The organism is Bacillota bacterium (assembly GCA_013178305.1).
Classification (GTDB): Bacteria; Bacillota; Sulfobacillia; order JABLXB01; family JABLXB01; genus JABLXB01.
The window spans coordinates 1-6465 of the sequence record JABLXB010000015.1; the positions used below are offsets into that span (position 1 = coordinate 1).

7 protein-coding genes and 1 pseudogene are annotated in these 6465 nt (G+C 63.7%); 6 read left to right on the forward strand and 2 right to left on the reverse strand.

Annotation, left to right across the window (positions count from 1 at the left end; genetic code table 11):
* Positions 1 to 33: 33 nt before the first annotated feature.
* Entirely contained in the window at positions 34 to 825 is a 792-nt protein-coding gene (locus HPY55_16205; protein ID NPV72150.1) for a hypothetical protein, read from the forward strand.
* Complete coding sequence (locus HPY55_16210; GenBank protein ID NPV72151.1) at positions 825 to 3560, forward strand: phage tail protein; 2736 nt, start codon at positions 825 to 827, stop codon at positions 3558 to 3560. The genes HPY55_16205 and HPY55_16210 overlap by 1 nt, the downstream gene beginning before the upstream one ends.
* Here the strand turns inward: HPY55_16210 and HPY55_16215 are convergent.
* Positions 3526 to 4296 (reverse strand): copper amine oxidase N-terminal domain-containing protein, encoded by a 771-nt coding sequence (locus HPY55_16215; GenBank protein ID NPV72152.1) that lies wholly within the window; start codon positions 4294 to 4296, stop codon positions 3526 to 3528. The two genes, HPY55_16210 and HPY55_16215, sit on opposite strands and share 35 nt — an antisense overlap.
* Here HPY55_16215 and HPY55_16220 point away from each other — a divergent pair.
* The 4 genes and pseudogenes from HPY55_16220 (at position 4208) to HPY55_16235 (ending at position 5885) form a co-directional block, all read left to right on the forward strand.
* A complete protein-coding gene (locus HPY55_16220; protein ID NPV72153.1) occupies positions 4208 to 4417 on the forward strand; it encodes a hypothetical protein in 210 nt (69 codons plus the stop codon). The two genes, HPY55_16215 and HPY55_16220, sit on opposite strands and share 89 nt — an antisense overlap.
* A 12-nt stretch (positions 4418 to 4429) precedes the next feature.
* Entirely contained in the window at positions 4430 to 4762 is a 333-nt protein-coding gene (locus HPY55_16225; protein ID NPV72154.1) for a hypothetical protein, read from the forward strand.
* 7 nt (positions 4763 to 4769) lie between these two features.
* A pseudogene (locus tag HPY55_16230) lies at positions 4770 to 5174 on the forward strand (N-acetylmuramoyl-L-alanine amidase).
* Between the two features lie 12 nt (positions 5175 to 5186).
* Positions 5187 to 5885, forward strand: a complete 699-nt coding sequence (locus HPY55_16235; GenBank protein ID NPV72155.1) for a hypothetical protein — start codon at positions 5187 to 5189, stop codon at positions 5883 to 5885.
* A 68-nt stretch (positions 5886 to 5953) separates the two neighbouring features.
* Here the strand turns inward: HPY55_16235 and HPY55_16240 are convergent, their stop codons facing one another.
* Positions 5954 to 6397, reverse strand: coding sequence for a hypothetical protein (locus HPY55_16240; GenBank protein ID NPV72156.1), 444 nt, complete (start codon positions 6395 to 6397; stop codon positions 5954 to 5956).
* Between the last annotated feature and the right edge of the window lie 68 nt (positions 6398 to 6465).

The following is a 6465-nucleotide window of genomic DNA, read 5'->3' on the forward strand; positions in this document are numbered from 1 at the left end:
GACACCCGCCAAGTCCTCTGGGTGCCGGTTGAGGTGAACGCGGATTTCGTGTCCTATATTGGCTCTCCAATTGCAGCCGAGGCCGACACGCGGCAGTTCCTGTGGGTGCCGGGGACCTGGTTCGGGCCGTACCTGCTGGACCAGGAGCCCATGCGGGTGTACCACGGGCGGGTGGACCTCGTGCCGCGAGCGCGGGAGCATACGGAAGAGGTGGCCGGCCGGCACGGCAGCCTGGACTTCGGCTCGGAGCTCGAGGACCGCCTGGTCGAGCTGGAGATCTTCATCAACACATTCGACCGCGACCTGTGGGCCGGCCTGGTACGCAAAATCGCCGAGTGGTTCCGACCTGACGGGCCGTATCAGGAGCTCGTGCTGCCCAATGATCCCCTACGGTGCCTCATGGCCCGGGGTGCTGGCAAGGTGTCGCTGGAGAGCCTGGCGGCCTGGGGACGGATCGCCGTCCCGCTGCGCTGCAAGCCGTGGGTCTTCAGCCGCATTGAGCAGCAGGTCACCGTGCTCAACGGCCAGCAGGTCCAGGTATGGAACGATGGCATGGCTCCTTGTCCTCTCAGGATCGAGATCAAGGGCCCCGGAGCCAACCCCGCGCTTACAGTCGGCCCCGACGTGCTCACGTGGACCGGAAGCCTTGCCAGCGTGGACACGCTGCTGATCGACACGGAGAGCATGGTAGTCACGTTCAATGGGGCGGATGCGCTGAGCAAGTACTTGGGGCCCTTTCCGTATTTGCCCCCGCGGGCCCACACGAACGTCCAGCTTAGCGGCGCCGAGCGGGCAATCATCAAGTACCGCGAGAGGTGGTACTAGTGGCGGCAATCCCGCCCTACATCGAGATCTACAATGAAGGCGGGGCGCGGGTCGCCGTGCTCTCGCCTCAGGCGGACGGGCTAAAGGACTGCGTGATCGACCGCGAGCTCAATGGCTCGTGCACGCTGAGTTTTTCCCTTCCCGCGACCTGCCCGAAGGCGGCGTACCTGACGGAGCGTTGCCGGATTGTGGCCGAGGGCCGCGAGTTCGTGCTGTTCGACCCGGGCAGCATCACTCAGGTGCGCGAGGGCAAGCGGCTCTGGGTGCAGGTGCAGGCGCAGGAGTCGTGGGTCCTGCTCGGACGGATCTACAAGACCATCCCGGCAGACAACGTGCCGCTTGCCGTGGAGATACTATCGGCCACGGCCGCGCAGGCGCTCAGCGCGCTCCTCGAGGGTACCGGCTGGGCTCTTGGATCGTGCGACGTGGAGGGCGTCCATGATCTGGAACTGGAAAAGGAGCCGGTGCTGACCTGCATTCGCAAGGTGGCGGAAATCTGGGGCGGGTACCTGATATGGGACAGCCTGGAGCACAGGGTAAGCCTGGTCAAGGAGCCCGGCCAGGACCGCGGCTATCAGATCCGCTACGCGAAGAACCTCAAGGGCGTCACACGCACCGTCGACCCGGACGTGATCACCCGGCTGTATCCGTTCGGCGAGAATGACCTGAACATCGCCACTGTCAACAACGGCCAGATCTACCTGGAAGACTTCAGCTACACGCCCGAGATCCGCGAGGGCATCTGGGTCGACCAGTCCATCGACGATCCCGCAGAGCTCAAGGCTCGGGCCCAGGAGGTCCTAGCAAAGGTCTGCCGGCCGCGGGCGAACTACCGGATCGACATGGTGGACCTGCGGACCTTGCCCGAGCATGCCCACGAGACGTTTGACGTGGGAGATTGGGTGCGGGTGATCGACCCTGAGCTTGGCATCGACGCCAAGATGCGGGTGATCCGCCGCAAGTGGTATGTCTTCCAGCCCTGGCGGTGCGAGGTGGAGGTCGGCGACGTCTTGGATAATACACTGGCGCAGCACCTCGCTTCCATGAGGCAAGCTACCGACTTTGTCCGCAAGGTGCTTTTGGCAAACCCGGGCGCCCGCAACCTGGCGAAGGGCTTTATCGACGCCTTCGCCACCGAAATCAACACCCGCCGGGGGAAGCTCGTATGGTCCGGCGACGTCCTGGAGGCCATCGAGGTCGACGCGAGTGGCACCCCGACCGGCAGGCGCGTGCGCATTACCCCTGGCGGCATTGGCATTTCGATCGACGGCGGCCAGACCTATCGCACGGCAATGACGGGCCAGGGCATCCTTGCGGACGTCATTGTCGTGAGCGAGTTCTATGCAATCACCACGGAGGACCAGTACACGAAGCTGACCGGGACCGGCCTCGAGGTTTATGACAGCCAGGGGCGGCTCCGGGTCAAGATTGGCCAGTATCAGCCCGGCAAGTTTGGGGTCGTCGTCTATGGGCCGGATGGAGCTGTCTGGTTCGACTCAGAGTACGGCCTGAGAACACCCGGCCTGCAGGATGGCGCAGTTACGGCTAGCAAGATTGCCGCCAGCGCGGTTACGGCGGACAAGATCGCGGCCGGCGCCATAGACGGCAAGGTGATCACGGGCGCCATTATCCAGACGAGCCAGCAGGCATATCCCAAGCTTATCCTTGATTCCCAAGGGCTTCGTGCTTACAACGCCCAAGGCGCGATAACCGTCGAGATCAAATCTGACGGAAGCGCCAGGTTCAAGGGAACGATTGAGAGCGGATCTACCATCAGTGGCGCCTCCATTATCGGAGGCAGCATTTACGGCACGGATATCAGGTGCTCGAACATCCTTTACGTAGGCGACCCTAAGGCGCCTGACGACAAGCAGATTGTGTTCGGCGGGCCAGGGGTCATCCTTTTCGAGAACGCCACGGACTCCATCAAAATCAGCGCGATGAACGGTATCATCCTGCAGGAAGACGTTTACTTGCAGGGCTTCCTGTTCGACTATGACGACGGCTACATTCAAATTGGCAGCCCGGTTGATTTGTACGGGAACGACATTTATGGCATCGGCTGGCTTTACGCAGCAGTCGGGAAGTTCTCCGGCCGAATCGCAGTTAACGATATCTACGCGTACTCTGGCGATGCGGTCAGAGTCAACGCGAGCTTCTACGTTTACGGGGCAGTAAAGAGCGCAGTAGTAGACACGTCTCGGGGGCCGCAGGCGCTATACGCACGCGAGAGCCCAGAGTCTCGATTCGTTGACGAAGGAATAGCCGAACTGCGCAGTGGATTTGCGCGCGTCGACATTGACCCAGTATTCCTGGAGTGCGTCGAGCCGGAAGGTTGGCTTATCCACCTAACCCCGTATGGGCAAACGAACGGCCTGTACGTCAAAGAGATCGGGAAGGACTACTTCACGGTGGCCGAGTGCGGCGGGGGCCGCAGCAATGTCCGCTTCGCGTGGTCGCTTAGCGCTCCGAGGAAAGGAGTGGGCGCGTTGCGCTGGGAGCCAATTGACACTAAGCGGGAAGCCCCGAAGCGCCTTGTAAAACGCTTGCAGAATGGACAGATCCAACTCAAGGAGGTGACACAAGTTACCCTGACTCCACGGCAAGCACAACAGCGTCTCCGAATGCTCAAGCTGGAGCGCGAACGACTACTAGAGCGACTGGCGGCAATTGATGAAGAGATCGCGGCTCTGGAGGCGGTTAATCCAAGCCAAGCTCCTTCCGCGCCAGCTTGAATTGCGTATAGACCGCCTCCTTGCGGGAGCGGAGATACTGCAAAACCTCGTCGGGAGCCTGGTTCTTCATAGCACTCAGCAGTTCTCTGCGGAGCACCAGCGTTTCCACAAGGTACCGCCGCGCTGTCGTCTCCAGGTCGGATGGGCTCCGGGGCAGACACTTCTCGACAAAGCCTTCGCAGAACCGAATCTCATGGTCGAGCGCCTGTTGAAGTTCTGTGCCTGAAAAGCGGTCCTGGATCGAGTCATCAAGCTTCATGACGCTCTCTAAGCCAACAATGAAGCCTGCCAGGTCCCTAAGCGGTGTGGTTGGCCAACGCGTGGAGATGAGAACGGCGTAGTTGTCGGCGTCCCAGTCCACGCTTGCCCGCAGCGCTTCGCTCACGAACCTCACCGGCACGAACGTCCTGCCTTCTTTGATGAACGCCGGCGGGTCGCACTGGATCTCCTTCCCGTTCACCAGGATCCGCACCGGTCTCTCCTGGGCCGAGACGCCCAGCGCGTAGCCCAGGACCAGTGACAACACGACAGCCACGCCAACCAGGGCCAGCGACTTCCGCATGGCAGTCCCTCCTGTGCGGTGGTTTCTGGCCCATAGTATTCCCCGGGCGGGGAGCCTGTCCCTGTCCCGAAACGGAGGGGTGGGAATGAGCGCCAACCTGGAGGTGGAAGTGGCCCGCCATGACGAGCGAATCGGAGCTCTGGAGGATCGGGCCGATAAGCAGAACGGGCGCATCGAAAAGATCGAGGCAAGGATGGATCGTATTGAAGGCAAGCTCAATGCGATCGGGTGGGGCGTAGCCGCCACGCTCGGAAGCGTGGTGGTGGAACTCATCATGAGGCTCATTGGGAGGTAGATACAGGTGAACTTGCCGAACAGTCTCTTCACGTGGGAGGCCCTGGTGGCGCTGGCCGGGGCCTCTCTGCTAGTGTTCCTGGTCACGCAGTACACCAAGGTTCCGCTGGACAGGCTCTTGGCCCGTTGGGGCTGGCATCTGCCCACGGACCTGTACGCTGTGATCATAGCAACTGCGGTGCTGATCACAGCACAGCTGGCCATCGGAGCGAATCCCAGGGATTGGCGCGTTTACGCCCTGGCGGTCGCAAACGCCTTCCTGGTGGCGGCCAACGCCGGCCAGTACGCCAACAAGGTGTTGAACCCGCCCGGAGCGACAAAGGAGGGGCCTGGCGCCAGTGACTGAGCCGAAGATCATCGACAAGGGCCTTCGCTTTTCTGGGACGCTCCAGAAGCGGCCCAGGACCGACTTCATCGTCCTGCACCATGCGGCGGCGACTCAGTGCTCCATTGAGGACGTGCACCGGTGGCACCTTGGCAAGGGCTGGGCCGGGGTGGGATACCATCTGTTCTGCCGCAAGGACGGTGCGATCTATGCCGGCCGGCCCCTGGACACGATCGGCGCCCACTGCAAAGACCACAACGACCGGAGCATAGGCGTGTGCGCCGAGGGTGACTTCACCAAGGAGCAGATGCCGGCCGCTCAGGAGCAGGCCCTGGCCAGCCTCGTGGCCTGGCTGCTCGCCCGCTACCCCGGGGCAGCTGTCAAGCGCCACTCGGACCTCAACGCCACGGCCTGCCCGGGGCAGAACTTCCCGTTTGACCGGATCATGGCGGCGGTACAGGAGCCCGGAACGCCCATCCTCGGTCCCGCCCGGGCCACGGTCGAGCAGGCTCAGGCCTGGGCGAGGAGCCGGGGGGCGACGGAACAATTCGTTGCCCTCGCACCGCTCTACTGGCGTCTCGGGCCCGAGCGCGGCGGCGTGGAGCCGGCGGGCGCGTACAGCCAGGCGGCCAAGGAGATGGCGTTCGGGCGGTTCGGCGGGGTGGTGGACCCAAGCTTCTGCAACCCGTGTGGCCTGAAGACCCGCCAGGGCGGTTCCAACAGCGACCCCAATGCGCACCAGCGGTTTGCCTCGTGGGAGAAAGGGGTGATCGCCCACCTCGATCACCTGGCGCTCTACGCTGGGGCGCCGGGGTACCCGCGGCCTGATACACCGGATCCGCGGCACTTCCCCTTCCTCCTCGGCAAGGCACGGACGTACGAAGAACTGGGCGGTAAATGGGCCCCGAGCCCGGACTACGGCCGCTCCATCGTGCGTGACTACCTGCAGCCGCTCCTGGCCACGGCGGAGGCTGCGCCGGAGCCTCCTCCGGCGAGCGATGCTGGTACCCTGGACGCTTACCGCCGTGCCCTCGCGGACCTGGAAGCCGCCCACGAGCGGCTCCTGGCCGAGCACAGGCGCGTGGCTGGAGAACTGCAGGCGGCCCTAGACAAGCTGGCGCGGATCCGGGAGATCGTAGCGTGATTCCGCGTGGAATAGCAGAGCCCCCGGCTCCATCGCGGGCCGGGGGCTTTATGCTGCGGAGAGCGGATTCACTCGCGTACCAGGAAGAACCGGCGCACGGCCTGCCTTGGATCCTCGTCGGGGCATTCGTGCCAGAACCGCTCGGCGGCGTCCACGAGGGCCAGGCAGGTCAAGCGATCGAGGGCCCGGAGCTTTTCGATCAGTGCTTGGCCGTCCACGCCCCACTTGGCGTCCAGTCCCTCGAGGCGGATGCCGTCCTCCACCTCGGCCCACAACATAGGAGCCGAGTCCGCGTCCATTAGCGCACCGTTGAGCGCATCCACTATCAAGCAAGCCTCTTCGGGGCTCAGGCTAACCTGCCGGATGGCATATCGGTAGAGCCGATACAGCCTCTCGAGGTCCCGGCGGATGACTTCCGACCGCGGCCCGCGGGAGTCGATCTCCCGGGCCAGTTCGGGGGTTACGGTCACATGCACGTCCAGGCTCTTGCGCTCGCCTTTGGGCCGGGCCATCAAGCCACCCTCCCCCAGTAGCGCCGTCCATTTGGGGCGCGGGTCCAGGCCAGCCTGCGGCCAGCGTC